The following is a 23,315-nucleotide window of genomic DNA, read 5'->3' on the forward strand; positions in this document are numbered from 1 at the left end:
GTCGCATTGACCGGCGTATCCACGCTTCCTACTGTGCTGGCTCACGTACGGGGATGCCCGCAATGCGTCGTTTCGCCTGTGTAGCCGTCCTGCTGACCGCGTTATCGACACCGTCCGGCGCCGCCCGTGCCGATGACCTAGACACTCGGATCACCCGGCAGCTCCATGCCAACGCGGAGCGCTATGGCATCGCCGGTCAGTCGGTGCTGATACGGCACGACGGCAAGCTTCTCGCGCAGGCCGTCGCTGGAGAGGCCGACCTCACGACGCACCGGCCGGTGACACCCGAGACGGTGTTCAACGCTTATTCGCTGGCCAAACTGCTGGTGAGCACCTTGGTCATGCAACGGGTGGAAGCCGGCTCGATTGAGATGAACGCGCCGGCCAGCCGTTATCTGCCGGATCTGCCGGAGGCCTGGCGGGCAATCACCGTGCAGCAGTTCCTCGATCACGCGTCGGGGGTTCCTGATTATTTCCAGACCCACGACGGCAAGATACTCACCCCGCAGGGCGTTCCCCTTCCGGCCACGCTGGCGGATGTATTCAAGGCGCTCGACACTGCGCCGCTCCAGTTCGCCCCGGGCACCGCCAACCGGTACACGCAGACAAACTATCTGGTCCTCACCGCGCTGTTGGAAGCGCAGTACCGGCAGCCCTATACGCAGATCGTCGAAGAACGTGTGCTGCGCCCGCTGGGATTGACGCACACCTCGCTGGGTCCGGCGGGCGCCGCGCAGGAAAACACCGCCATCGCCTACGTCGGCAGGCAGGGTTCGCTGCAGCGCGAAGACGATATCGCGTGGCCATCCTATGCCTACGGGCATGCCGCACTGCATACCACCGTCGGTGATCTGGACCGCTTCCTGCTGGCCCTGACCCGCGGGGAGCTGGTGCGTCGTGCCACGCTGCAACGTCTGTGGCAGCCGCAGCTGTTGAGCAACGGACGACGCAGCGGCTTCTCCACTGGTTGGGAATTCGAGGAAAGCGGCGACTACCGCATGGTGGGGCATGACGGTGGCACGCGGGTGCGGGCGCGGATCGCCTTCACCAACGGCCTGGCCGGGGATACCTACAGCTTCATCTACCTCACCAACGGGAGTGCGAAGAACGTGTGGTCACGCACGCTGGTGGACAGCACGATGGCGGCGGTGGCCCCAACGCAGTTCCCCCGCGCGACACTGTCGGAAACGCTGATCACCTACGCGCTGGAGCCCCATACGGCCGCACGCACAACCGCGTTGCGACAGTGGTTCACCAACACCGGGCGCGGTGATCAGGCGACGCTGGAGCAGGACATCAATCGCGTGGGCTACGCCGTGGCCGAGAACCTGGGCCACGCCACCGCCGTGCACATCTTTACTCTCAACACTACGCTGTTCCCACGCTCGCCCAATGCGTGGGACAGCTTGGCGGAGACCTACTCCGCGCTGGGGGACCCGAAGCAGGCCGAACGGCTGTACGCCAAGTCGAAAGCTCTGGCAGCGGCCCGGTAGTGCCGGCCGCTGGCCGGCAACCACGCAATCATGGTTCTCACGCGACGGGATCGCGTAGATCCTGGCGAGCCGGCCAGCGGCCGGCACTACGGACATCCCGCCGTCGGCGTTCGTCACCCATACGCCCCACAAGGGTGACGAACACCCCCACATCCTGTTAACTTGCGCGCCCCACATGAAGTTGACAGGGTGTCGCGCCAACACGCGCCCTGTCGACACTGATACCGCGCACGAATGACTGCCCTCCCGAATCGCTCCACCGCCCCCGCCCTGTCCCTGCTCGCCGCTGCCTTGCTGGCCAGCCTTGCCGCCACCAACGTCGCCCATGCCGCGCCCGCCAGTCAGGCGGTCACCCTGGACGCAGTCAACGTCACCGCCGCCGACGCCACCGAGGCCGCGCGCCGCGCGCTCGACCGGGTGCCCGGCGCAGGCAACGTCGTCGATATGACCCAGGTCGGCCAGGGCCGCGTCGCCGGTACCGCCGATGTGCTGGCCTATCAGCCCGGCATCAGCGCGCAGAGCGCCGGCAATGAAGGCGTCAAGGTTTCCGTCCGCGGCTCGGGCCTCAACCGCGCGCCGGGTGCGCATGCCTCCGGCCTGTCGGTCTCGCTGGATGGCCTGCCGCTGACCGGCCCGGGTGGCACGCCGTACGAGCTGCTGGAGCCGCTGTGGCTGAGCCGCGTCGAAGTCCTGCGCGGTGCCAACGGGTTTGAGCGCGGCGCCCTGGCGCTGGGCGGTGCGATCAACTACATCACCCGCAGCGGGCGCGATACACCCGGGCTGGAGCTGCACTACGAAGCAGGCGCACGCGGTTACCAGAAGCGCGGCATCAGCGTCGGCGGCGTGCACGACGCTGTCGACTATTTCCTGGCCTACACCGATACCGAGTACGACGGCTATCAGCAGCACGCCGCCGGCAAGGGCAAGGGTGCGGTGGCCAATATCGGCTGGCAGCTCACGCCGGATCTGGAGACGCGCTTCTTCCTGCGCTACCGCGAGACCGATCACGAAACCCCGGGGCGCCTGACCCGCGCGCAGATCCGCAACGCCCCCCGCGCCGCCAATCCGGCCAACGTGGCCATCGATGCGCGCCGCCCGCAGCCGGGCAGCACCTGGTTCGGCAACACCACTACCTACACGATCGATGAAGATTCATCGCTGCAGGCGGGCCTCGTGTATCACAAGTACCCGATGGACTTGAACGAGAGCCTGTACCGCCAGCAGCTGGACTACGCCAACCTCAACGGCACGCTGGACTACCGCCGCCGGCACGCGCTGTTCGGGCATGACAGCGTGACTACGATCGGCCTGCGCGTCACCCACGATCTGGATGCCAACGTGCGCGAGACCCTGCGCTTCGCCAGCAACGGCTACGCCGCCGGCACGCACACCCGCGACTTTGAGCATTACGGCACCGACAGCGTGCTGCACATCGGCAATGATCTTGCGCTGAGCGACACGCTTCGCCTGCAGACCGGCATGGCGTTGATCCACACCCGCCGCGATGTGCAGGTCACCTGGCCGGCGACGCAGGAGAAACTGTCCGAGCGCCAGTGGGATTACGCGCCGCGGCTGGGCTTCACCTGGCAGCAGACGCCGCAGACGCAGTGGTTCGGCAACCTCAGCCGCTCGGTGGAACCGGCCCACCCTTGGTCGATGATCTGGGGCTCGAACAAGTATTTCGCCGCCGGCAACGGTGCCTCCACGGGCCGCCAGCGCGCGCCGGTGGAACTGGACAACCAGACCGCGACCACGCTGGAACTCGGCGCACGCGGCGACAGTGTGCTGGGCCGCTGGGAGCTGACCGGCTATTACGCGCGCCTCAACCACGAACTGCTCACCGTGGAAGTGCAGCCGGTGCCGAACCTGTTCATCGCCGAATCCAACGCCAGCCCGACCGTGCACCGCGGCATCGAAGCCGGCCTGGACAGTGCGCTGTGGCAGGGCATCGGCGGCCGGCTGTCGCTGCGCCAGGCCTACACCTTCAGCGACTTCCGCTACCGCGATGATGCGCGCTTCGGCAGCAACCGCCTGCCCGGCCTGCCGCGTCACTACTACCAAGCCGAACTGCGCTACGACCACCCGGCCGGCTTCTATGCCGGGCTCAACACCGAGTACGCGTCGAAGATGTTCGTCGACTATGCCAACAGCATGGCCGCCGACAGCCACGTGATCTTCGGCACCCGCATCGGCTACGACGCCCCCGGCGGTCGCTGGCAGGCTTGGGCGGAGTTGCGCAACCTGACCGACCGCCACTACGCCGCCACGGTCACGCCGGGCTACGACGATGCGGGCAAGAATGTCGCGCGCTCGACGCCCGGTGATGGGCGTGGTGTGTATGCCGGCGTACGCTGGCGCTTCGACTGACGTCGTCGCGCCGTAGCTGGGCCGGCAGGCGGGGACCCGGCCTCAGCGCGCCAGTGCCTTGGTGACGGCAGCCTCGGCCAGCGGCACCATCTTCGCGTAACCGGCCGGCGTTGGATGCACGCCATCACTGGCCAGCTCGGGGTCCAGGCCGCCGTCCTTGTTGGTCAGGGCCGTGTGGTAGTCCAGATAGACCACGCCCTGTTTCTTGGCATACGCGCGCAGGGCCTTGTTGAGCGCGGTCACTTTGCCGGCGGGCTGCACGCCCGGCTGCCACGGGTAATCGCTGACCGGCAGCACCGAGGCGAGCACGATGCGGATGTTGTGCGCCTGCGCCAGTTCCACCATCGCGTGCAGGTTGTCTTCGATCATCGCCTGCGTGGTCGGCCCGGTGTTGCCGGCGATGTCGTTGGTGCCCGCGAGGATCACCACCAGCGCCGGTTTCAGCGCGATGACGTCCTGCTGGAAGCGCACCAGCATCTGCGCCGTGGTCTGCCCGGAAATACCGCGGTTGACGTAGGGCTTGCCCGGGAAGAAACGATCACTGCCGGTCGGTCCCCAGCCCTCGGTGATCGAGTCGCCGTAGAACACCACGCGCTTGGTCCCGGGCGCAACGGGCGCCAGCGCGGCGTTCTCGGCGCGGTAGCGCTGCAGCTGTGGCCAGTCCAGCAGGCGCTGCTGCATCTCCGTGATCTGCGCGGGCGTCGCCTTGTCGGCAGGCACCAGATACAGCGGATTGACTGCAGGGCCATCCTGCGCCTGGGCAAGTGGGTGAAGCGCGCACAGCACCAGGCCGGCGGCAAGGGCGAAGGGACGGGTCAAGGCTGGCATGATGCGGCGCTCCGGTAAGGGCAAGCCAGCAGTCTCAGCGATCCGCCACCAGCGATTCAAGCTGCAGCGCGACGCGATCGAACGGGCCGATGTCACGCATCGCCCGGCACATCGCCACCGCGCCCTCCACGCTGGCGATGATCATCGTCGCCAGCGCGTGCGCCTGCCCGGGCGTACGGGCGTCGGTGCACAACGCCTCGCTCAGCCGGGCTTCCCAGCTGGCAAACACAACGGCGGCCGCCCGCTGAGCATCGTCGGGCGCCGCATCGATCGGCTCTTCGACCGCAGCCGCCAGCACCGGGCAGCCCGCATGGAAGTCCGAACGGATCAACCGCTCGCGCCACATCGCCAGAAACAGCGACAGGCCCTCGGCACCACCGGCCTGCAGGCAAGTGGCCAGCACGCTATCGACTTTTGCGCCGGCCAACGTGGTCGCCTCGGCCAGCACCTGTTGCTTGCCGCCCGGGAAATGGTGATAGGTGGACCCGAACGGCGCCTGCGCACGCTTGGCGACCTCGCGGACACTGGAGGCATTGAGCCCATACGTGGCCAGCATTTCCGCTGCCGCAGCCACCACGCGTTGCGGGGCATCGGAATGGCGTGCGCTCATGGCCGGATTCCTTGCTAAGACAAGTGTCATAGACTAGCGTATTTACGTTATGACAACTGTAATAGAAACGACGGCCCGCCCATGAATCTCTGGTTCCGCCTGCTGCTCCTGCTGCTGTCCACCCCATTCAGACCGAAACTGGCCGCGCCGTTTGCGGTGTCGCGACTGAGCTTCCGGGTGCTGCCCAACGACATCGACAGCAACCTGCACATGACCAACGGGCGCTACTGGACGATCTTCGACCTGGGTCGCCTGGACCTGGTGTTCCGGATGGGGCTGGGCCGCGTGGCCTGGCGCTCGAAGTGGGCACCCATCGTGAGCGGCGGCACCATCCAGTTCCGGCGTGAGCTGAAACCGTTCCAGCGTTTCGTGCTGGAGACCCGCATGGTCGGCTGGGCCGGCACGCGCATCATCATGGAACAGCGCGTGTTGATCGGCGAGGAAGAGAAAGTCGCCACGCGCGCGCTGCTGATCACCGGCGTCTACGACCGACGGCACCGCCGCTTCGTCTCTACCGATCAGATGATGGAGGCCATTGGCGCGCCGATCGTGCCCTCGCCCGAACTGGGCAAGGCGGCCCAGGCGTTGCTTGCCGCCGAGATGGCGATGAAAGAAGACTGACCTCACCTTGCGTCACACGGATCACGGCGCCGCTCACGTAGCGCGCCAGGACAGGATCTCTGCTTTGGCCGCCATCGCCTGTTCGATCACGCGCAGGCACTTCACGTCAGGACTGATCAGATACCACTGCTCGCTGTTGCGCAGCAGTGGCAGATCCGCGCGATGATCGGTGTAGGCGATGCGCCACGGCGGCGGATAGCCGCGCTCGGTCAGCATGGGAATCTTGTTCTCACCGATGCAGTGGTTTTCGCTGACCCACCCACCCAGACAGGGCCGTAGGGTGGAAGCCACCAGTGGCACATGCTGCAGACCTTCGCGTTCAAGCAGCGCGCGTGCCAGTGGCTCCCAGCATCCCGTCGCGATGACGACCTGATCCCCATCGGCGAGATGCTGACGCACGCGTTTCACGCCCTCAGGCAGGAACACAGGCTCCGGGCCGGCGAATACTTCGTCGGCATGCACCACGGCAAGCCTGGCCAGCGCCTCGCGGCTGCGTCCGAACGTCGCCATCCACACGGCGAAGCGTACCGGCCTCTGTCGCGTGCGCGGTAGTGCCCAGAGCGGCACCAGCACCGGCAGCGCGAGCATGACACCGGCGATCCGCCACGGTTGGCGGCGCAGCAGACCTTTGAAGAACCGGCTTGCCGTTTCCCAGCGGGTCAGCGTCAAGTCGAAATCAAATACCACCACACTGCGGTCTGACATCCGTATCAGCTCCTTTCAGAAGACGCCTTGCACCAGCAGTTTGTCGTCATCGGTCGGTGTGAGCACCAACCCGTAAGCCTCGTTTCCGCGATGGAAGCCTGCCGAGCAGATCGCGTCCCAGCCCTGCCCGCAATCCACCTCCGGATGCGCGGCAAAGACGGGCGTGCCCTCGTTGTCGGGCGCGGATGCGAGCCATCCGGCCTTGATGAGCAGCGCCTTGGCCTGCGCGTACGGCATGCCGACGGTGATGCCGATCTGCGTCCACGCGGCGGGCAGCGACGGTGCATCAGCGGCATGCACGTGGCCGGCAGACAGCAGGAGCACCACAGCCAGGAACATCGATTTCATCGGCATCACATCAACACCATGGCTGCACAGGATAAAGCGCAGAACCCATCAGAACCCATCCAGTGTCCGCAGCAGTGAGCCAAAGGTCAGATAGAACGAAGTGTGCCCACCCTGCGCGCGGCCGTAGCCGAGGAACACCGGCCCCAGGAACGTATCGGCGCCGACGAACAGGCTGCCTGCGGTCTGCATGCCATCCAGGCTGACATCCTCGCGGCGCTGCCAGAATCCGCCCCACTCCACACTGCCGCCGACATACAGCGGGATGGTCAGCAGCGAATCGGCGTGCGCGACGCGACGGTAATACACCACCCGGGCCAGCGCGGTCTGCGGCGCGAAGATGGATTCTTCCGGATAGCCGGACAGATTGCCCAGCCCACCCAGGAAGCCGTAGGTGGCCAGCAGGTCATCGCCACCGTGTGCCGAGGACGCGCGAAAGCCGCCCAGCCAGCGATTCTGACCGTACGCCCACGCCCCATCCCACTGCACCCGCGTGACCGCCGCCGAATTGTCGGTGCCGAGCGCGTCGAGATAGTGCTGGCGCGTCACTGACACGCGCTGGCCGCGACTGGGGAAGGCCGAGCTGTCGATCGAATCGTGGCGCAGCTGCCAGCCGACGCTGCCCATGTCCGCGCGATAATTGCCCAGCTCGGTGGGGTTGCCGACGTCCAGGCGCAGGCGCTCACGGCCGCGCTCGCCGAACAGCGCGATTTCCCAATCCGGATGTGGCGAATATGCCCAACGCACTCCGCCCAGCCACTGGCTGTAACGGAACTCGGCGAGTGCGCCGCCGCGCATCAGCGCCAGGTCTAGATCGGTGGCGCGGTATTTGGCATAGGTGGACAGCGCATGCCGGCCACTGGCGCCGAACGGCCGGTAGTACTCGGCGAACGCCTCTTCAACTTCGCCCAGCCCCACGCGCAGTTTCAGCTCCGCGCCCTGCTCGCTGAGGCCAGTACGGGTCAGCTCCGTGATGAGCTGGTAGTTGCTGCTGCCGTCGAAATCATCGGACAGGCGCAGCGCGAAATGCAGGAAATCCGGACCCCATCGTTTGTCCTGCGGTGCGAGCACCAGGCCCTGTTGCCCGTCACGCTCTTCCAGCCGCCACTGCACCTGCTGGTAGCGGCCTTCGCCGTAGGCCGTGGCCACGTTCTGCTCCACGCGGTCCGGTGCCAGCGGCTGGCCGACCTCCGGCTTCAGGCGCTGCTCGATATAGCGCGCGGTACGTGTCTTATCGCGCAGCACATCGATGAAGGCCACGATCGGCGCTTCATACGCCGGCGGCCGATGCTGGCGCTGGAAGGCGGCGTAGCGAGTATCGTCCACCTGGAAGCGACGAACCGCCGCGACCTCGGCCTGCGCGGCCTGCTCACCGACGCCGACCGCCTGTGGTGAGCGGTTGAAGTCCTGGCTGCCCATCTCGCCCAGCGGCGGTGTGATCAGCAGATCCTGTGGCCCGAGCGTGGCCAACTGCGCGAGTACTTCGCGCTGCATCAGCACGCTGGCCATCTGGTGGCTGATCGCCAAGGGTGAATCCAGCTGCGCTTCGGTCATCAACGGCGAGCCGACCCGCGACACGATCAGCCGCTGCGCGCCCAGCCGCCGCGCCTCATCAATCGGTACGTTGTCGACCACCCCACCATCCACCAGCAGATGGTCCTCATAGCGGACCGGCGCGAACACGCCCGGCACCGACATGCTCGCGCGGATGGCCAAGGCCAGATCGCCCTGTGCGAACACCACCTTCTCGCCGCTGACGATATCGGTGGCGATGGCCCGGAACGGAATCGGCAGATGATCGAAGTCGCGCACCTGCCAGGTCGGCAGCAGCAGGCGGCGCAGCAGCATCTCCAGCTTCTGACCCTGGATCAGCCCCTGCGGGAACGCGATCTTGCCGTTGCTCAGGCCGACTTCGACGCCGCCCAGCAGGCGCAGGTCATCTTCCTTGCGGCGCATGCTGCGCTCATCGCGTGGCGGTTTGTCGCGCAGCACCTCGGCCCAGTCGATCCGGTCCAGCACCGCCTCGATCTCGTCGGCCGTGTAGCCAGAGGCATACAAGCCGCCGACCACCGCGCCCATCGAAGTGCCGACGATGCAGTCGATCGGCACGCGCTCGCGCTCGAGCACCTTGAGCACGCCGATATGGGCCGCGCCGCGGGCACCGCCACCGCCAAGGACCAGGCAGGTGCGGGGGCGGTCGGAAACCTGCGTCGCGGAATCAACGGGCGCGGGAGCGGTCTGCGCCACCGCCATGAGCGGGGCGAACGCCAGCGCTGCCAGGACGAACAGCCAGCGGCTGCACCGACGCCGCGTGGCGGGACCGGTGGGTTGTAATGGTGTCTGCTGCATTCGATCCCTCGCTCCCCGGTACCCGGCATCCCCTTGAAGCGCACTTTGCCTCGTTTCAAGCGCCGATGGGAAGAAAGCCCACCAGTGCCACGACCAGACAGACCAGGCCGCCAGCCAGCGGCAGATAGGTGGCCCATACCGGCGCCCCTTGGCCGATCGCGAAGGCGACGAACGCTTCCCGTATGCTTCGGCCGGTCAGAAACGGGATGACGACCAGTGCCAGCAGGGGCAACAGCGAAGCGAGCCCGAAGCCGAGGAATGCCGGCCGGTGATCGTTGCTGGCAAATCCGCCCAGCGGGTACAGGGCCAATCCCACTAGTAATCCCACGAAGAACAGGGCGTTGGCGACCCGGATCGTGGTGCGATGACGGCGCCGCAACGCGGCCCGGGACCAGCCACGGTAGTGCGTCTGCAATCGCCTCGCCCAGTACGCGACGAGCCATGTGGCGATGATGCCGCCGACGACACCGCTGCCCGCCGGTCCCCAAGACTGGATATCCATACCTGCGTCCTTGTGGTCTGCCCCGAGTGTAATTCCATCACCGGCCCGGAATGCAGAACGGCCGCCCATTGAGGGCGGCCGTGGGTCTGATGCGTATCGCGGCTCACTGATGAGCGGCGCTACCGATGTCTCGCCTCAGCGCTTGGCCGGCGGCGCATTCTTCACATAGGTGTCGAACCAGGTCAGCATTTCCGACACCAGCTGCTCATTGGATTCCAGCGCGGTGTACCAGTGCGGTTCGTGCGGCAGCATCACCAGGCGAGTGGTGCCGCCATTGCCACGGATCGCCTGGAACAGCTTGCGCGACTGGAACGGCTCGGTGCCCGGGTTGGCGTCATCCTCACCGTGGACCAGCAGCAGTGGCAGCTTGATCTTGTCGGCGTAGAAGAACGGCGAGGCCTTCAGGTACACGTCCTGCGCCTGCCAGACCGAGCGACGTTCGTTCTGGAAGCCGAACGGGGTGAAGGTCTTGTTGTACGAGCCGCTGGTGGCGACCCCGGCCTTGAACAGGTCGGTATGCGCGATCAGGTTGGCGGTCATCAGGCCCCCATGGCTGTGCCCAGTGACACCGATCCGGTTGCGATCGACCACGCCCAGCTCCACGGCCTTGTCCACTGCGGCCTTGGCATCGGCTTCAAGCTGTTCCAGATACGTGTTGTAGGCGGTTTTCGGGTCGCCGACGATCGGGAACGAGGCATTGTCGATGATCGCGTAACCGGCCAGCAGCATCAGCCGGTACGGCGCCAGGCGGGTGAAGGTCTGCTGCGAACCGGACACCTGCCCCGCCTGCGCCGCGTTGGCAAAATCGGCCGGGTACGCGTACAGGATCGCCGGGACGCGCTGGCCTTCCTTGTAACCCGGCGGCGTGTACAGGGTGAACGACAGGTCCACGCCGTCGGCGCGTTTGTAGGTGACCAGGCGCTTCTTGATCTGACGCACTTCGGGGGTCGGGTCCACCAGGTGGGTCAGTGCATCCGGCTTGGACGCGAACTGCGCTTCGCCCGGCTGGGTGTCGGCGACCGGTTCGCCGAGCAGGCGCACGAAGGCATTCGGCGCATCGGTGACCGACTGGTGCCACGTCAGCAGGTGGCCCGGCGTGGCGCTGAAGCCGATGAACTGCTCATAGGCATCGGCATCGCTGCGGAACAGACGCTCGGTTTTCAGGCTGCGCAGGTTGAGTGCGTCCAGGAAGGGACGATCGCCCTGTGGCGACGCACCCTGCCCGCGCAGGAACACGTTGTTGCCGTCCTGGCGCACCACGTAGGCGCCGTTGGGCAGGCGCTGGTAAACGAAATTGCCCGGGTCCTCGTACAGCTCATCGCTGGAAAGGTCCCACAGCAGGCGACCTTCCTGCTTGGGGTTGTCGACGTTGACGATGCGGGTCTGGCGCCAGTGGCGGTTTTCGTCGTTCTCGTCCAGGAAAGCGACGTCCGGCTGCGCGGTCCACGCCAGGCCTTCGAAGCGCTGCGCGGTGCGGGCGATCTCGCTCGGCTTGGCGGTGAACGGGGCCTTGAGCATCAGCACGCGATCGCGATGCGGGACGGTGACTTTCCAATCGCCTTTGTCCAAGGCTTCGGCATACACCAGCGTGGCCGGATCGGTGGCGCGCCAATCGAAATCACGCGGGCCTTCCGGCACGCCATGCACCGGCACGCGGTCGGCCAGCGGCAGGCTGGCGATCGACGTGCTGCGGCCGCTGGCGATATCCACTACTGCCACGTCATTGGCGAAACGCTGGTAGGTCACCGCGTGCGAGAACGGTGCCTTGAGCGTCCTGGTGAGCACGTGCACACCATCCGGCGCGGCCCCGACGCTGTCCAACAGCGCCGGTGCGCCGACGGTGCGCACCGTGTTGGAAGCCGTATCCACCACCGCCAGCTGCGACTGGCCGTAATAGGCGAACAGCGCTTCATCGTAGGCACTGGTCAGCGTATCGCGGGCCTCATAGGTGCTGCTCTCACCGGCAGTTCCCAGCGACTCCTGGATGTCCGGGCCGATCGCACCGTCCGCAGACGGTGCCGGGCCTTGCCTGGCGGGAACCAGCTTGACCAGCAACTGCTGGCTGCCACCGAGCCACTGCACGGTACTGCCGAAGATCGGATTCAGCGCGACGTTGGGGACCTGGCGGACCTGCCCGGTCACCGCATCGCCGACCCACAGCTGCACGCTGTCATCGACCACATTCTGGAACGCGAAGCGCTGGCCGTCGGCCGACCACAGCGCCATGCCGGCGCACCCGTTGGGCAGCGCCACCTTGGTGGAGCGGCCGGTGGTGGTCTCCACCACGGTGAAGTCACCGACGCACGGTGGAATGCCGTAACCACCCGGGGTGTCGTGGCGGCTGCGGTTCTTCGGCTCCAGGCGCACACCGGCCAGCTTCAGATACGGCTGGGCAACGCGGGTGATCGAGGGATAGGTCTGCGTGGTGGTCAGCAGCAGGCGCTGGCCGGTCGGGTCGACACTGGGTATCGGCGGCGGCGGCGCCTTGAGCACCTTGAGCAGGCTCTCCGGTGGTGTGGCGTAGCCACTGGCATGGGCGGGCATCGTGCCCAGCGTGGCGAAGGCTGTCACGGTGAACGCCGTGGACCAGAACGTACGAGCAAGCATGCGTGTCCCCTTGGATATGGTGGGAGCCGGCACGGCAGGGTCGTCGGTCGGCACGTCTCGAATCTAGCACTGCCGTCCTTCCCGAAGATGGGCCAGAAGAAATGACCGGCGGCCATCGAGACCGGTATCGCGGTGCGGTACCCTTGTCGTTCCATTGCTTCCGGGTGCCGCTGTGCGAACCGTGCACGCCCTCCGTTATGTCACCCCGCTGCGCGAAGGCGGCTCCCTGCCCGCCGTGGTCGAGACCGACGACGACGGTATGGTGGTGCTCAAGTTCCGCGGCGCCGGCCAAGGGCCCAAGGCGCTGATCGCCGAACTGATCGCAGGCGAAATCGCCCGGACGCTCGGCTTGCCGATTCCAGAGATCCTGTTCGTCGAGCTGGACCGCGAGTTCGCCCGCACCGAACCGGATCCGGAAATCCAGGACCTCATACGCGCCAGCGAAGGCCTGAACCTGGGCAGCGATTACCTGCCCGGCGCGATCAACTACGACCCGGCCGCGATGCAGCCCGATGCGGAACTCGCTTCGAAGATCGTGTGGTTCGATGCGTTCACCAGCAACGTGGACCGGACCGCGCGCAATCCCAACTTGATGGTGTGGCACCGCAAGCTGTACCTGATCGACCATGGTGCAGCGATGTATTTCCATCACGATTGGGCCAGCGCTGGCGAGGCGTGCAAGAAGCCGTTCGTGCTGATCCGCGATCATGTGCTGTTGCCGTTCGCCACGCAGATTGCCGAGGTCGATGCCGGCCTCGCGGTGATGCTGCCCGATGCGGAGATCGAGCGCATCGTCGCCCTGGTACCGGACAGCTGGCTGGTGGACGAACCCGTGTTCGACAGCCCGGCGGCCTACCGCCAGGCCTATATCGACTACCTGCAGCACCGCCTTCGCGTCCGCGCGGCCTTTGTCCAGGAGGCCGTCCGTGCCCACACTGCACACGTATGACTATGCGGTGATCCGCGTGGTGCCCCGCGTCGAGCGCGAGGAGTTCATCAACGTCGGCGTCATCGTCTCCTGCCCCGGTGCCAAGCATCTGGAAGCGGCGATCGAGCTGGATCTGGAGCGGGTGCGTGCCTTCGCGCCTTCGCTGGATATCGACGGCCTGCAGCCGTGGCTGGACGCCATCGTGGCGATCTGTCGAGGCGACGCGAACGCCGGCCCGATCGCGCAGTTGCCGGCGCGCGCACGCTTCCACTTCCTCACCGCAAAACGCAGCTCGGTGGTGCAGATGTCGAGCACGCACGTGGGGCGCACCGCGGATCCGTCCAGTGTGGTGGAGCATCTGATGCGGAAGATGGTGCGGGTACCGGGCTAGCTCACACCGGCCAGCGGCACCACGCGAACGGGTAGCCATGCAGACCGCTGGCCAATCCCGCGCGCATGGGAGTGGACAGAATGTAGGTAGCGCAGGCGAGCAGTTGACGCTCGTCCAAGGGCCGTTGATCGTGGTAACCCGGTTGCCAGATTCGCCCCCGGCTCGCAGTGCGTTCATGCAGCGCGCGCGCAGAGCGCGACTTCAACGTTCGGATCACCGTCGACAGCCGGGGTCCGCGCAGACGGAACAGCCAGTGCACGCAATCCGGCATGACCACCCAGGCCAGTGATTCGGTGCGCTTTTCAGCATCGGAGGTGCGTAGCCACCGCACGACTTCCTGCGCATGGGCGGAATGGGCGAGCAGCGCGCATTGACGGGTGGAAAACGAGATGACGACGTAGCAGGCGTGTGGCAACGCACACCGGCCGGGTGTAGCAGCGAAACTGGGCATCCGGCCATCATGACCACGGATATCCACCCGTTTCAGAGGGAGACTTCGCCTGCCCCTGTAAGAGTTATGCGTGGTGCGCTGTAGTCATGCCATCCATCACCGGACAGGAACCGGCTGCGCTGGTGGCGTTGGGCAACGCGAACCGCCGCCCTGCACCTCACCCCTTCGGCAGCGCGTAGGCGATCACGTAATCACCCGCCGGCGTTTCCATGAAGTGGTGGCCGCCGGCCATGATGACCACGTATTGGCGCCCGCCAAACTCATAGATCATCGGGTTGGCCTGGCCGCCCGCGGGAAGCTTGGCGTGCCACAGTTCCTTGCCGGTCTTCAGGTCGATGGCGCGCAGCAGATCATCGGTCGCCGCCGCAATGAAGATCAGTCCGCTGGCGGTGACCACCGAGCCACCGTTGTTGGGCGTGCCGATCTCGATCGGCAGGCCGGAGCGGATGCCGAACGGGCCGTTGCCGCGGGCGCTGCCGAACGGACGGTCCCACAGGGTCCTGCCGGTGCGCAGGTCCACGGCACGAATGCCGCCATAGGGCGGTTCCTTGCACAGCAGCTTGGTGAACGGCAGGCGCCACCCCGCGTTTACATCGATGGCATACGGCGTGCCCACCTGCGGATCCCCCGCGCCTTCCGCGCCGCCCTTGTCCGCTTTGACGTCCTCGCGCGGCAGCCAGCCCAGCTTGTCCGCCTTTTCGCGCGGCACCAGCCGGTTGTAGTTGGGCATGTCGTTGTAATTGGCCACGATCACCCCACGGCGCGGATCCACCGCGACACTGCCCCAGTCCGAACCGCCGTTGTAACCGGGGTACTCGATGGAATGACGGTCCGCGGTGGGCGGCGTGTAGAAGCCTTCGTAACTGGCCTTGCGGAACTGGATGCGGCAGACCAGCTGATCGATCGGCGTCATGCCCCACATGTCGCGCTCGGTGAGGTCCGGCTTTCGCAGCGTGTGATACAGCGAGAACAGCTGGGTCGGCGACCGCTGTTCCGGCTCGACGCCACCGGTGGGCACCTTGCGTTCCTCGGCCGGGGTCAGCAGTTTGCCGGTGCGGCGGTCGAGGATGTACATGTCGCCCTGCTTGGTGGGCAGCAGCAGCGCCGGGACCTTGCCGGCGGCGGTCGGGTAGTCGATCAGCGTCGCCTGCGAGCCCATGTCGTAATCCCAGACATCCTTGCGCACCGCCTGGAAGTGCCAGGCCGGCTTGCCGGTAGTGACGTCAATGGCGACCAATGAGGTCGCGTACGTGTTTTCGTTCTCGGTGCGCGAACCACTCCAGTAATCGCCGGCCGAGTTGCCCATCGGCAGGTAGACCAGGCCGAGTTCGTCGTCACCGGTCGCGGTGGTCCACATGTTCGGGGTGCCGCGGGTATAGGTCTCACCCGCCGGCGGTGCACCATTGCGATCGGGGCGGACCATGTCCCATGCCCAGCGCAGCTTGCCGGTGACGGCATCGTAGGCCTGGATCACGCCGGAGGGGGCATCGCGACGCTGGCCGTCCAGCACCTGGTGGCCGGTCACGATCACGCCCTGCACGATCGCCGGCGGCGAGGTGATGGAGACATACCCGGCCGGACTGTCGCCCATGCCGACGGTGATGTCGACCTGGCCATTGTTGCCGAAGCCGAGGCACGGCTTGCCGGTCGCGGCATCGACCGCGATCAGGCGGCCATCCAGGGTGCCTTCGATGATCCGGGCAGCGCAGGCCCCACGCGGCACCTGGGTCAGCACCGGCACGCCACTGGGGACGGCAAGATCGGCCGCGACATCGTTCAGCTCGGTGTCCTGGGCGGTAGCGGGTACTTCGTAATAGGAGACCCCACGGCAGGCCGCGGTGTATGGAATGGAGGTGTCCTTGACCTTGGGGTCGTAGCGCCAGCGCTCGGTACCGTCAGCGGCATTGAGCGCCACCAGCTGGTTGCGCGCGGTGCACAGGTACAGGCTGTCGCCGACTTTCAGCGGCGTGGTTTCCGCGCCCCAGCGCTTGTCCGGCAGATCACCGGTCCGGAACAGCCAGGCCTGTTCCAGCGTGCCCACATTGTCCGGGGTGATCTGCTGCAGCGGCGAGAACCGCGTGGCCGCGTTGTTGCGGCCATAGGCGGCCCAATCGCCATCCACCGGACGATCGGCCGGCTGCAGCGGCGCATCGGCGGTCGGGGCCAGGCCGGTGCTGGTCATCGGCTTTGGGAATGCGCCCTCGGCGGTGGTAACGCCGTGCGGCACGAACGCCAAGGTGAAGGCGGCGACGAACACCAGCGCCAGCACGCCGGCGATGCCACGCGAGACCTTGCGCGAGACCGGGCGATCCAGCGTGGGCAACAGCAGCGACAGCACGAAGCCGATGGCCACGATCAGGCCCAGGCGCGGCACCCAGCGCCAGTAATTGCTGCCCGACTCCCACCACGTCCACAACAACGTGCCGACGAACACCAGCGCGAACCACAGTGCGCCGCTATACCGGCCCCGCCACAGCTGTACCCCCGAGACAAGCAGTCCGATACCGGCCAGCACGTAGTACCAGGAACCACCGAGGCTGGCGAGCCAGGCGCCCCCTGCGGTGAATACAACGCCCAGCAACAGAATGACAATGGCCAGCACAGCCACCAGCCAATGGCGGGGGTGGCGGGTCTGCGTCGTGGTGGACATCGGTCTCTCCTGGAGCGCGAAGATCGCCGACGTTGCTGCCGGTCCCGCGGCCCTTATCCCACCGGGGTCGTGAACGTTGCGCGTTCTTTGCAACGAAAAACGCCGGCGTGTGCCGGCGTTCTCCGTGTGACTACCACTGGCAGGCCTTACGCCTCCGGCGGTGCCACCACCGGGCTGGCCTCGACGGCCGCCAGTGTTTCTTCTTCCACACCCTCGTCCAGCGAGGCATCCATGCGTTCCACCGCCTGGAGCTTCTCTTCCTTGGACAGACGGATCAGCGTCACACCCTGGGTGTTGCGGCCGACGCGCGAGATTTCCGAACCACGGGTGCGCACCAGGGTGCCACCATCGGAAATCAGCAGCACTTCGTCGCGCGGCCCCATCAGCACCGCACGCACCAGCTTGCCGTTGCGCTCGGTGGTCTGGATGCCGATCACGCCCTGCGTGCCGCGGCCCTTGCGCGGGTAATCCGGCAACGGGGTGCGCTTGCCGTAGCCGTTCTCGGTCGCGGTCAGGATGTACAGCGCGTTGTCGTCGTCAGCCCCGTTCTCGATCACGGCATCGCCGCTGTCGATCACGGTCTCATCGACCTGGCTCTCGTCCTCGTTCTCGTCTTCACTGCCGCCCGCACTCTCGGCCACGATCAGACTGACCACTTCCTCGCCCTTGGGCATCTTGATGCCGCGCACGCCAGTAGCGGTACGGCCCATCGAGCGGACCTTGTCCTCACCGAAGCGCACGGTCTTGCCGTTGGAGGCGAACAGCAGGATGTCGCGCTCACCGTCGGTCAGGCCAACGCCGACCAGCGCGTCACCCTCATCGAGGTTGATCGCGATCTTGCCGCGCGCCAGACGGAAGGCGAACTCGCTGAGCGGGGTCTTCTTGACGGTACCGTTGCGGGTGGCGAAGAACACGAACTGGCCTTCGGCATACTCACGGACCGGCAGCACGGCCTGCACCCGCTCACCGGTTTCCAGCGGAATCCAGTTGATGATCGGGCGGCCACGGGCGTTGGAACCGGCTTCCGGCAGCTGATGCACCGGCAGCCAGAACACCTTGCCTGCGCTGGTGAAGGTCAGCAGCGTGTCGTGCGTGTTGACCAGCCACAGCTGTTCGATGAAATCCTCTTCCTTGGTCGACGCGGCGCTGCGGCCACGGCCACCGCGGCGCTGGGCCCGGTAGGCACTGACCGGCTGGCGCTTGGCATAGCCGGCGTGCGACAGGGTGACCACCACGTCTTCCGGGGCGATCAGGTCGAGGATGTCCAGGTCTTCTTCGCTGTGGCGGATCTCGGTGCGGCGTTCGTCACCGAACTCGGTGCGCACGTTGATCAGCTCTTCGCGGATGACCTGCAGCAGACGGTCGGGATCTTCCAGGATTTCGATCAACCCGGCGATCACTTCCAGCAGCTGCTTGTACTCGTCGGTCAGGCGGTCCTGCTCCAGCCCGGTCAGGCGGTGCAGACGCATTTCCAGGATCTGGGTCGCCTGGATCTCGGTCAGCTGGTAGCCGCCCTCGAGCAGGCCCACACCCTTGGGCAGATCATCCGGACGCGACGCTTCGGCACCGGCGGCGCCCAGCATCGAGCCGACCAGGCCCGGCTCCCACAGGCGGGCGAGCATGCGTTCGCGCGCTTCGGTGGGGTTCGGCGAGGTCTTGATCAGTTCGATCATCTCGTCGATGTTGGCCAGCGCGACGGTCAGGCCTTCCAGCACGTGCGCACGGGCACGCGCCTTGCGCAGCTCGAACACGGTGCGGCGGGTGACCACTTCGCGGCGGTGGCGCACGAAGGCCTCGAGCATCTGCTTGAGGTTCATCAACTGCGGGCGGCCATCCACCAGCGCCACCATGTTGATGCCGAACACCGACTCCATCTGGGTCTGCTGGTAGAGGTTGTTCAACACCACTTCCGCCGACTCGCCACGCTTGATCTCGATGAAGATGCGCATGCCGTCCTTGTCGGACTCATCGCGCAGTTCACTGATGCCTTCGAGCTTCTTTTCCTTGACCAGCTCGGCGATCTTCTCGATCAACCGGGCCTTGTTCACCTGGTACGGGATCTCGGTGACGATGATCGATTCGCGGCCGTTTTCAGCCACTTCGACCTCGGCCTTGGCGCGGATGCGCACACGGCCACGACCGGTCCGGTACCCGGCAACGATGCCGGCGGTGCCGTTGATGATGCCCGCGGTCGGGAAGTCCGGGCCCGGGATGAACTCCATCAGGCCGTCGACGTCGATCTCGGGATTGTCGATCAGCGCGATGCAGGCGTTGATCGATTCGGTCAGGTTGTGCGGCGGGATGTTGGTCGCCATGCCCACCGCGATACCGGCCGAACCATTGACCAGCAGGTTCGGGAACCGGGTCGGCATGACCGTCGGCTCCAGTTCCTTCTCGTCGTAGTTGGGCTGGAAATCGACCGTTTCCTTCTCGATGTCCGCCATCAGCTCATGGGTGAGCCTGGACATGCGGGCTTCGGTGTATCGCATCGCGGCGGCGGAGTCGCCGTCGACCGAACCGAAGTTACCCTGGCCATCGACCAGCATGTAACGCAGCGAGAACGGCTGCGCCAGACGCACCAGCGTGTCGTACACCGACTGATCGCCATGCGGGTGGTACTTACCGATGACGTCACCGACGATACGCGCCGACTTGAAGTAAGGCTTGTTGGCGTGCGCGTTGAGTTCACTCATCGCGAACAGCACGCGGCGATGCACCGGCTTGAGGCCATCGCGCGCATCCGGGAGTGCGCGCCCCACGATCACGCTCATCGCGTAATCGAGGTAACTCTTGCGCATCTCGTCTTCCAGGTTGACCTGGATGATTTCCTTGGCGGTTTCTGCCATTCGGGTTCCGTTGTCTGGTAGCGGTCCAGTCCGTCACGACCGCCCTTTCGGGGCGGTTGCGCCGGAATCTCGATTAACCGTTGGATTCTACCACAGCGGGCCATTTTCCGCCCGCTTTTACGGGGGTTTTACCGGCAAGAATCAGGAACTTACGGGAGCGTTGCCGGCCAGCGGGCGGCACGGCCGCAGGTAATTAGCGGGGAGCCCCCTGGGCAAGGGGGCAGCCGCAACGCGCCAGTGCCGCGACTTATCCGAATGCAGCCTGCATATTGGCCATCGTCGGGTTCAGGATCACCCCGCGCTCGGTCACGATGGCATCGATCAGACTGCCCGGGGTGACATCGAACACCGGGTTCCAGGCGGCGATGCCCTCGGCCACGGTGCGGGTCCCGCCCACGCCATAGAGCTCGCCGGGATCGCGCTGCTCGATCTCGATCTGGTCGCCATCGGCGGTGTCCATGTCCACGGTGGAGGACGGCGCCACCACCATGAACTTCACGCCGTGATGGCGGGCGGCGATCGCCAGCTGGTAGGTGCCGATCTTGTTGGCGGTATCCCCGTTGGCGCAGATGCGGTCGGCGCCGACGATCACCCACTGCACCGCGCCGGTCTTCATCAGGTGCGAGGCCGCGGAATCGGCGATCAGGGTGGCATCGATGCCATCCTGCTGCAGCTCCCACACGGTCAGGCGCGCGCCCTGCAGCCACGGCCGGGTCTCGCCGGCGAACACGCGGGCGATGCGGTGCTGGGCCATGCCGGCACGGATCACGCCCAACGCGGTACCGAAGCCGGCGGTGGCCAGCGAGCCGGTGTTGCAATGGGTCAGCACACCGCTGCCAGCCTCGATCAAGCCAGCGCCCAGCGCGCCCATGTGACGGTTGGCGGCCAGGTCCTCCTCGGCGATCGCCTGGGCCTCGGCGGCCAGCACCTGCTGCCAGTCGGCACCGGCCGGAGCCAGCGCGCGGCGCATGCGGGCCAGCGCCCAGGCCAGATTCACGGCGGTCGGGCGGGACGCATTGAGGCGCTGCAGCGCCGGTTCCAGCTTCAGCAGCGCCTGGGCGCCATCATCGGCCTGCACCTCGTTGGCCGCCAGCACCACGCCCCAGGCGGCCGCAATGCCGATCGCTGGCGCGCCGCGTACGGTCAGCGCGTGGATGGCCTCCGCAACGGCGTCGCTGTCGCGGCACTCCACGTGCTCGACAATGAACGGCAGTTTGCGCTGGTCGAGCAGTTGCAGGCTCTCGCCGGTCCACAGGATCGGGCGGATATGGTCGTAACGGGCGTAATCGATGTCGGTGGATGCGTTCATCGGGCCATTGTAGCGGCGCGTCGATGCGGGCGGAATCGCGTGCTCAGTTGACCGCGAACTCGGCCCGGCAGCCCTTGTCCACCCAGACCCCGCGACTGTCCCAGCCCCAGCTGCTGCCCTGCTCGCAGGGCGTACCCGACAGTTGCTTGTTGAGCGTGACACCGTGGGTGATTCCCGCACCACAGAAGCGGCGCTGACGGGATTTGGATTCGCAGACGAGAATGCGCGGCACGTTGAGGAAGCCGCTGCCATCGGCGGCACCGACCTCGAACTCGCCCTGGCAGCCGCGGGTCACCCAGATCTCGTTGCGCCGATAGCCCCAGCTGTGGCCTTCGCGGCACGGCAATGACGTCAGCTGGCGCAGCAGGCGGACCGGCGCGCCCTGCAGCACGACCGGGCAACTCTGCGGGCGACCACTGGATTCGCAGCGCACGACACGGCGCGTGCGACGCTCGCCATCGGCGCGGGTTGCGGCAACGGCGCTACGCGCCCGGAACTCGGCGCGGCAGCCCAGCGTGACCCAGATACCGGAACGGTCCGTGCCCCACTCCGAACCCCGCACACAGCTGTTGTCGGACAGCTGGCGGATCAGATCGACGCCGCGTTCGGTGGGGATGTCGCAGTGCACCCACTCCATGTCGCGTGATTCGCAGCGCACCACTTCGCCGGCATAGCCGCCCGTCTGCGCGAGCGCCGTCTCCGGCAGCAGCGCAGTCCACAGCAACACCGGCCACAGGGGCATGCCCGCGCCTACCAACAGCTTCATCAACACGATCCCCGCCACGCTTGAACGATCACACGATCACCTTCGGACATCCCGTGTGATCAGAGCATCATCATGCAGCCCGTGCAAGACGCGACTGCGTCAAAAGCACCCTCACGCCCGGGCGAAATCGAAGGCCAGCACATCGGCGATCCGGCCGGTGCGGTTCATGGCCATCAACAGACGGTCCACGCCGACCGCGACGCCCGCGCAGTCGGGCAACGCCGGCAGGGCTGCCAGCAGACGTTCATCCAGCGGGGGCAGCACGTCGCCACGCGCCGTGCGTCTGGCATGGTCGCGCTCGAAGCGCGCGCGTTGTTCAGCCGCATCGTTCAGCTCGTGATAGCCGTTGGCCAGCTCCACACTGCCCAGATACAGCTCAAACCGCTCGGCCAGAGGCGGCGTGCCGGGACGGATCCGGGCCAGGGCCGCCTGGGTGGCGGGCCAGTCGTGCACCACCGTCATCGTGTCGTCACGGAAGTGCGGCTGGATGCAGTGGGTCATCAGCAGATCGAGCCAGTCGTCGCGGGTGAGCCCATCGGCCTCGATGCGGACCTCGGCCAGCGGCGCCTGCAGCTGTTCCAGGCTGGCTTCGAACGGGTCCAACCCGATGTGCCGCTGGTAGAGGCCGCGGTAATCGATCACGTCCAACGTGGCCTCGCGCTGGACCAGCTGCAGCGCGGCGCGGACCAGCTCGGCGGTCTCGTCGATCAAGCGGCGGTGATCCCAGCCCACCCGATACCACTCCAGCATGGTGAACTCGGGGTTGTGGCGGCCACCGGCCTCGCCATTACGGAACACGCGACCGAGTTCGTAACAGTCCCCCACCCCGGCGGCAAGCAGCCGCTTGAGGGGGAACTCCGGCGAGGTGCGTAGCCAGCGTTGCGGCGTGCCTGCATCCACGTGCCCGCTGAAACGGGTGTGGAAGCTGTCGATGTTCGGCTCGGTATTGCCGGCGGCAGAGAGGATCGGCGTTTCCACCTCCAGCACATCGCGCGCGGCGAAGAAGCCGCGGATCAGCGCGTTGAGCGCAGCACGCTGGCGCAGCGCGGCAATCATGCGCGTGCGTCCTTCAGGCGCTGGGCCAACGGCAGCGTCAGCAGATCGCGGGTGTCATCCACATAGCCGGTGGCCAGGTACAACCGGCGCGCCAGTTCGTTGTGGTGGTTCACTTCCAGCCGCATCCGTTCCACGCCCCGCGCATTGGCACGCTGCTCCAGTATCGCCAGCGCCTGCTTGCCGCGCCCGCGGCCGCGCGCGGCATGGGCCAGATAAAGCTCGTCCAGCAGCGCGAAGTGACCGCCCTGCTCCAGGCTGAAGCCCATCGCAAGCGCACCGTAGCCCACCACAGCGCCCGCCTCGTCCAGCCACAACAGCACTTCGCCATTGCGCGGATCTTCCAGCAGTGCGGCCAACGCGTTGCGCACGCGGGTGTCGTCGAAATCGAGTTGGTCTTCGGCGTAAAAATCGCGCATCAGCCCGATCAACAGCGCGGTGTCAGCGACGGTGGCCAGGCGGAAATCGAGGGGAACGGTCTGCATGCGGTCTCT

19 protein-coding genes are annotated in these 23,315 nt (G+C 66.5%); 5 read left to right on the top strand and 14 right to left on the bottom strand.

Annotation, left to right across the window (positions count from 1 at the left end; translation table 11 throughout):
* Positions 1 to 62 precede the first annotated feature (62 nt).
* Complete coding sequence (locus EDF74_RS08455; protein ID WP_123729631.1) at positions 63 to 1,493, top strand: serine hydrolase domain-containing protein; 1,431 nt, start codon at positions 63 to 65, stop codon at positions 1,491 to 1,493.
* Between the two features lie 234 nt (positions 1,494 to 1,727).
* Entirely contained in the window at positions 1,728 to 3,860 is a 2,133-nt protein-coding gene (locus EDF74_RS08460) for a TonB-dependent receptor family protein (RefSeq protein WP_123729632.1), read from the top strand.
* 42 nt (positions 3,861 to 3,902) lie between these two features.
* Here EDF74_RS08460 and EDF74_RS08465 read toward each other — a convergent pair whose 3' ends face one another.
* Together EDF74_RS08465 and EDF74_RS08470 are read right to left on the bottom strand one after the other, a co-directional pair.
* Positions 3,903 to 4,688, bottom strand: coding sequence for an SGNH/GDSL hydrolase family protein (locus tag EDF74_RS08465; protein ID WP_184997142.1), 786 nt, complete (start codon positions 4,686 to 4,688; stop codon positions 3,903 to 3,905).
* Positions 4,689 to 4,722: 34 nt separating this feature from the next.
* Positions 4,723 to 5,298 carry a TetR/AcrR family transcriptional regulator gene (locus tag EDF74_RS08470; RefSeq protein ID WP_123729633.1) on the bottom strand — a complete coding sequence of 192 codons (576 nt, stop codon included), beginning with the start codon at positions 5,296 to 5,298 and terminating at the stop codon, positions 4,723 to 4,725.
* Positions 5,299 to 5,379: 81 nt separating this feature from the next.
* Here EDF74_RS08470 and EDF74_RS08475 point away from each other — a divergent pair, with 81 nt between their 5' ends.
* A complete protein-coding gene (locus EDF74_RS08475; protein WP_123729634.1) occupies positions 5,380 to 5,919 on the top strand; it encodes an acyl-CoA thioesterase in 540 nt (179 codons plus the stop codon).
* 33 nt (positions 5,920 to 5,952) lie between these two features.
* On the opposite strand, the gene EDF74_RS08480 is transcribed toward EDF74_RS08475, so the two are convergent.
* The 5 genes from EDF74_RS08480 to EDF74_RS08500 form a co-directional block, all read right to left on the bottom strand.
* A complete protein-coding gene (locus EDF74_RS08480) occupies positions 5,953 to 6,624 on the bottom strand; it encodes an HAD family hydrolase (protein ID WP_123729635.1) in 672 nt (223 codons plus the stop codon).
* A 15-nt stretch (positions 6,625 to 6,639) separates the two neighbouring features.
* Complete coding sequence (locus EDF74_RS08485) at positions 6,640 to 6,972, bottom strand: hypothetical protein (RefSeq protein ID WP_123729636.1); 333 nt, start codon at positions 6,970 to 6,972, stop codon at positions 6,640 to 6,642.
* Between the two features lie 48 nt (positions 6,973 to 7,020).
* Positions 7,021 to 9,318, bottom strand: coding sequence for a patatin-like phospholipase family protein (locus EDF74_RS08490; RefSeq protein ID WP_123729637.1), 2,298 nt, complete (start codon positions 9,316 to 9,318; stop codon positions 7,021 to 7,023).
* 55 nt (positions 9,319 to 9,373) lie between these two features.
* Positions 9,374 to 9,820: a hypothetical protein gene (locus EDF74_RS08495; protein WP_123729638.1), complete on the bottom strand. Its 447-nt coding sequence runs from the start codon at positions 9,818 to 9,820 to the stop codon at positions 9,374 to 9,376.
* A 135-nt stretch (positions 9,821 to 9,955) separates the two neighbouring features.
* Entirely contained in the window at positions 9,956 to 12,427 is a 2,472-nt protein-coding gene (locus EDF74_RS08500; RefSeq protein WP_123729639.1) for a S9 family peptidase, read from the bottom strand.
* 172 nt (positions 12,428 to 12,599) lie between these two features.
* Here EDF74_RS08500 and EDF74_RS08505 point away from each other — a divergent pair, with 172 nt between their 5' ends.
* Together EDF74_RS08505 and EDF74_RS08510 are read left to right on the top strand one after the other, a co-directional pair.
* Positions 12,600 to 13,376, top strand: a complete 777-nt coding sequence (locus EDF74_RS08505) for a HipA family kinase (protein WP_123729640.1) — start codon at positions 12,600 to 12,602, stop codon at positions 13,374 to 13,376.
* On the top strand, positions 13,354 to 13,746 hold the full coding sequence (locus tag EDF74_RS08510) for a DUF3037 domain-containing protein (RefSeq protein ID WP_123729641.1): 393 nt from the start codon (positions 13,354 to 13,356) through the stop codon (positions 13,744 to 13,746). Before EDF74_RS08505 ends, EDF74_RS08510 begins: the two co-directional genes overlap by 23 nt.
* Position 13,747: 1 nt before the next feature.
* Here EDF74_RS08510 and EDF74_RS08515 read toward each other — a convergent pair whose 3' ends face one another.
* The 7 genes from EDF74_RS08515 to EDF74_RS08545 form a co-directional block, all read right to left on the bottom strand.
* A complete protein-coding gene (locus tag EDF74_RS08515; protein WP_123729642.1) occupies positions 13,748 to 14,197 on the bottom strand; it encodes an REP-associated tyrosine transposase in 450 nt (149 codons plus the stop codon).
* Positions 14,198 to 14,354: 157 nt separating this feature from the next.
* Complete coding sequence (locus tag EDF74_RS08520; RefSeq protein WP_123729643.1) at positions 14,355 to 16,847, bottom strand: membrane-bound PQQ-dependent dehydrogenase, glucose/quinate/shikimate family; 2,493 nt, start codon at positions 16,845 to 16,847, stop codon at positions 14,355 to 14,357.
* 146 nt (positions 16,848 to 16,993) lie between these two features.
* Positions 16,994 to 19,693, bottom strand: a complete 2,700-nt coding sequence (gene gyrA, locus EDF74_RS08525) for a DNA gyrase subunit A (RefSeq protein WP_123729644.1) — start codon at positions 19,691 to 19,693, stop codon at positions 16,994 to 16,996.
* A 247-nt stretch (positions 19,694 to 19,940) separates the two neighbouring features.
* Complete coding sequence (mtnA, locus tag EDF74_RS08530; protein ID WP_123729645.1) at positions 19,941 to 21,002, bottom strand: S-methyl-5-thioribose-1-phosphate isomerase; 1,062 nt, start codon at positions 21,000 to 21,002, stop codon at positions 19,941 to 19,943.
* Positions 21,003 to 21,045: 43 nt separating this feature from the next.
* Positions 21,046 to 21,768, bottom strand: coding sequence for a DUF3011 domain-containing protein (locus tag EDF74_RS08535; protein ID WP_123729646.1), 723 nt, complete (start codon positions 21,766 to 21,768; stop codon positions 21,046 to 21,048).
* Positions 21,769 to 21,879: 111 nt separating this feature from the next.
* Positions 21,880 to 22,824, bottom strand: a complete 945-nt coding sequence (gene epmA / locus EDF74_RS08540; protein ID WP_123729647.1) for an EF-P lysine aminoacylase EpmA — start codon at positions 22,822 to 22,824, stop codon at positions 21,880 to 21,882.
* Positions 22,821 to 23,306: a GNAT family N-acetyltransferase gene (locus EDF74_RS08545; RefSeq protein ID WP_123729648.1), complete on the bottom strand. Its 486-nt coding sequence runs from the start codon at positions 23,304 to 23,306 to the stop codon at positions 22,821 to 22,823. The genes epmA and EDF74_RS08545 overlap by 4 nt, the downstream gene beginning before the upstream one ends.
* Positions 23,307 to 23,315: the final 9 nt, after the last annotated feature.

The sequence above is a fragment of the Stenotrophomonas rhizophila genome (genome assembly GCF_003751305.1).
In the GTDB taxonomy this organism is placed as follows: domain Bacteria; phylum Pseudomonadota; class Gammaproteobacteria; order Xanthomonadales; family Xanthomonadaceae; genus Stenotrophomonas; species Stenotrophomonas rhizophila_B.

Excerpts from the sequence above, each read along its gene's own strand:
- EDF74_RS08455 (WP_123729631.1), top strand. The coding sequence starts at position 63 with ATGCGTCGTTTCGCCTGTGTAGCCGTCCTGCTGACCGCGTTATCGACA.
- EDF74_RS08460 (WP_123729632.1), top strand. The coding sequence starts at position 1,728 with ATGACTGCCCTCCCGAATCGCTCCACCGCCCCCGCCCTGTCCCTGCTC.
- EDF74_RS08465 (WP_184997142.1), bottom strand. The coding sequence starts at position 4,688 with ATGCCAGCCTTGACCCGTCCCTTCGCCCTTGCCGCCGGCCTGGTGCTG.
- EDF74_RS08470 (WP_123729633.1), bottom strand. The coding sequence starts at position 5,298 with ATGAGCGCACGCCATTCCGATGCCCCGCAACGCGTGGTGGCTGCGGCA.
- EDF74_RS08475 (WP_123729634.1), top strand. The coding sequence starts at position 5,380 with ATGAATCTCTGGTTCCGCCTGCTGCTCCTGCTGCTGTCCACCCCATTC.
- EDF74_RS08480 (WP_123729635.1), bottom strand. The coding sequence starts at position 6,624 with ATGTCAGACCGCAGTGTGGTGGTATTTGATTTCGACTTGACGCTGACC.
- EDF74_RS08485 (WP_123729636.1), bottom strand. The coding sequence starts at position 6,972 with ATGAAATCGATGTTCCTGGCTGTGGTGCTCCTGCTGTCTGCCGGCCAC.
- EDF74_RS08490 (WP_123729637.1), bottom strand. The coding sequence starts at position 9,318 with ATGCAGCAGACACCATTACAACCCACCGGTCCCGCCACGCGGCGTCGG.
- EDF74_RS08495 (WP_123729638.1), bottom strand. The coding sequence starts at position 9,820 with ATGGATATCCAGTCTTGGGGACCGGCGGGCAGCGGTGTCGTCGGCGGC.
- EDF74_RS08500 (WP_123729639.1), bottom strand. The coding sequence starts at position 12,427 with ATGCTTGCTCGTACGTTCTGGTCCACGGCGTTCACCGTGACAGCCTTC.
- EDF74_RS08515 (WP_123729642.1), bottom strand. The coding sequence starts at position 14,197 with ATGCCCAGTTTCGCTGCTACACCCGGCCGGTGTGCGTTGCCACACGCC.
- EDF74_RS08520 (WP_123729643.1), bottom strand. The coding sequence starts at position 16,847 with ATGTCCACCACGACGCAGACCCGCCACCCCCGCCATTGGCTGGTGGCT.
- gyrA (WP_123729644.1), bottom strand. The coding sequence starts at position 19,693 with ATGGCAGAAACCGCCAAGGAAATCATCCAGGTCAACCTGGAAGACGAG.
- mtnA (WP_123729645.1), bottom strand. The coding sequence starts at position 21,002 with ATGAACGCATCCACCGACATCGATTACGCCCGTTACGACCATATCCGC.
- EDF74_RS08535 (WP_123729646.1), bottom strand. The coding sequence starts at position 21,768 with ATGAAGCTGTTGGTAGGCGCGGGCATGCCCCTGTGGCCGGTGTTGCTG.
- epmA (WP_123729647.1), bottom strand. The coding sequence starts at position 22,824 with ATGATTGCCGCGCTGCGCCAGCGTGCTGCGCTCAACGCGCTGATCCGC.
- EDF74_RS08545 (WP_123729648.1), bottom strand. The coding sequence starts at position 23,306 with ATGCAGACCGTTCCCCTCGATTTCCGCCTGGCCACCGTCGCTGACACC.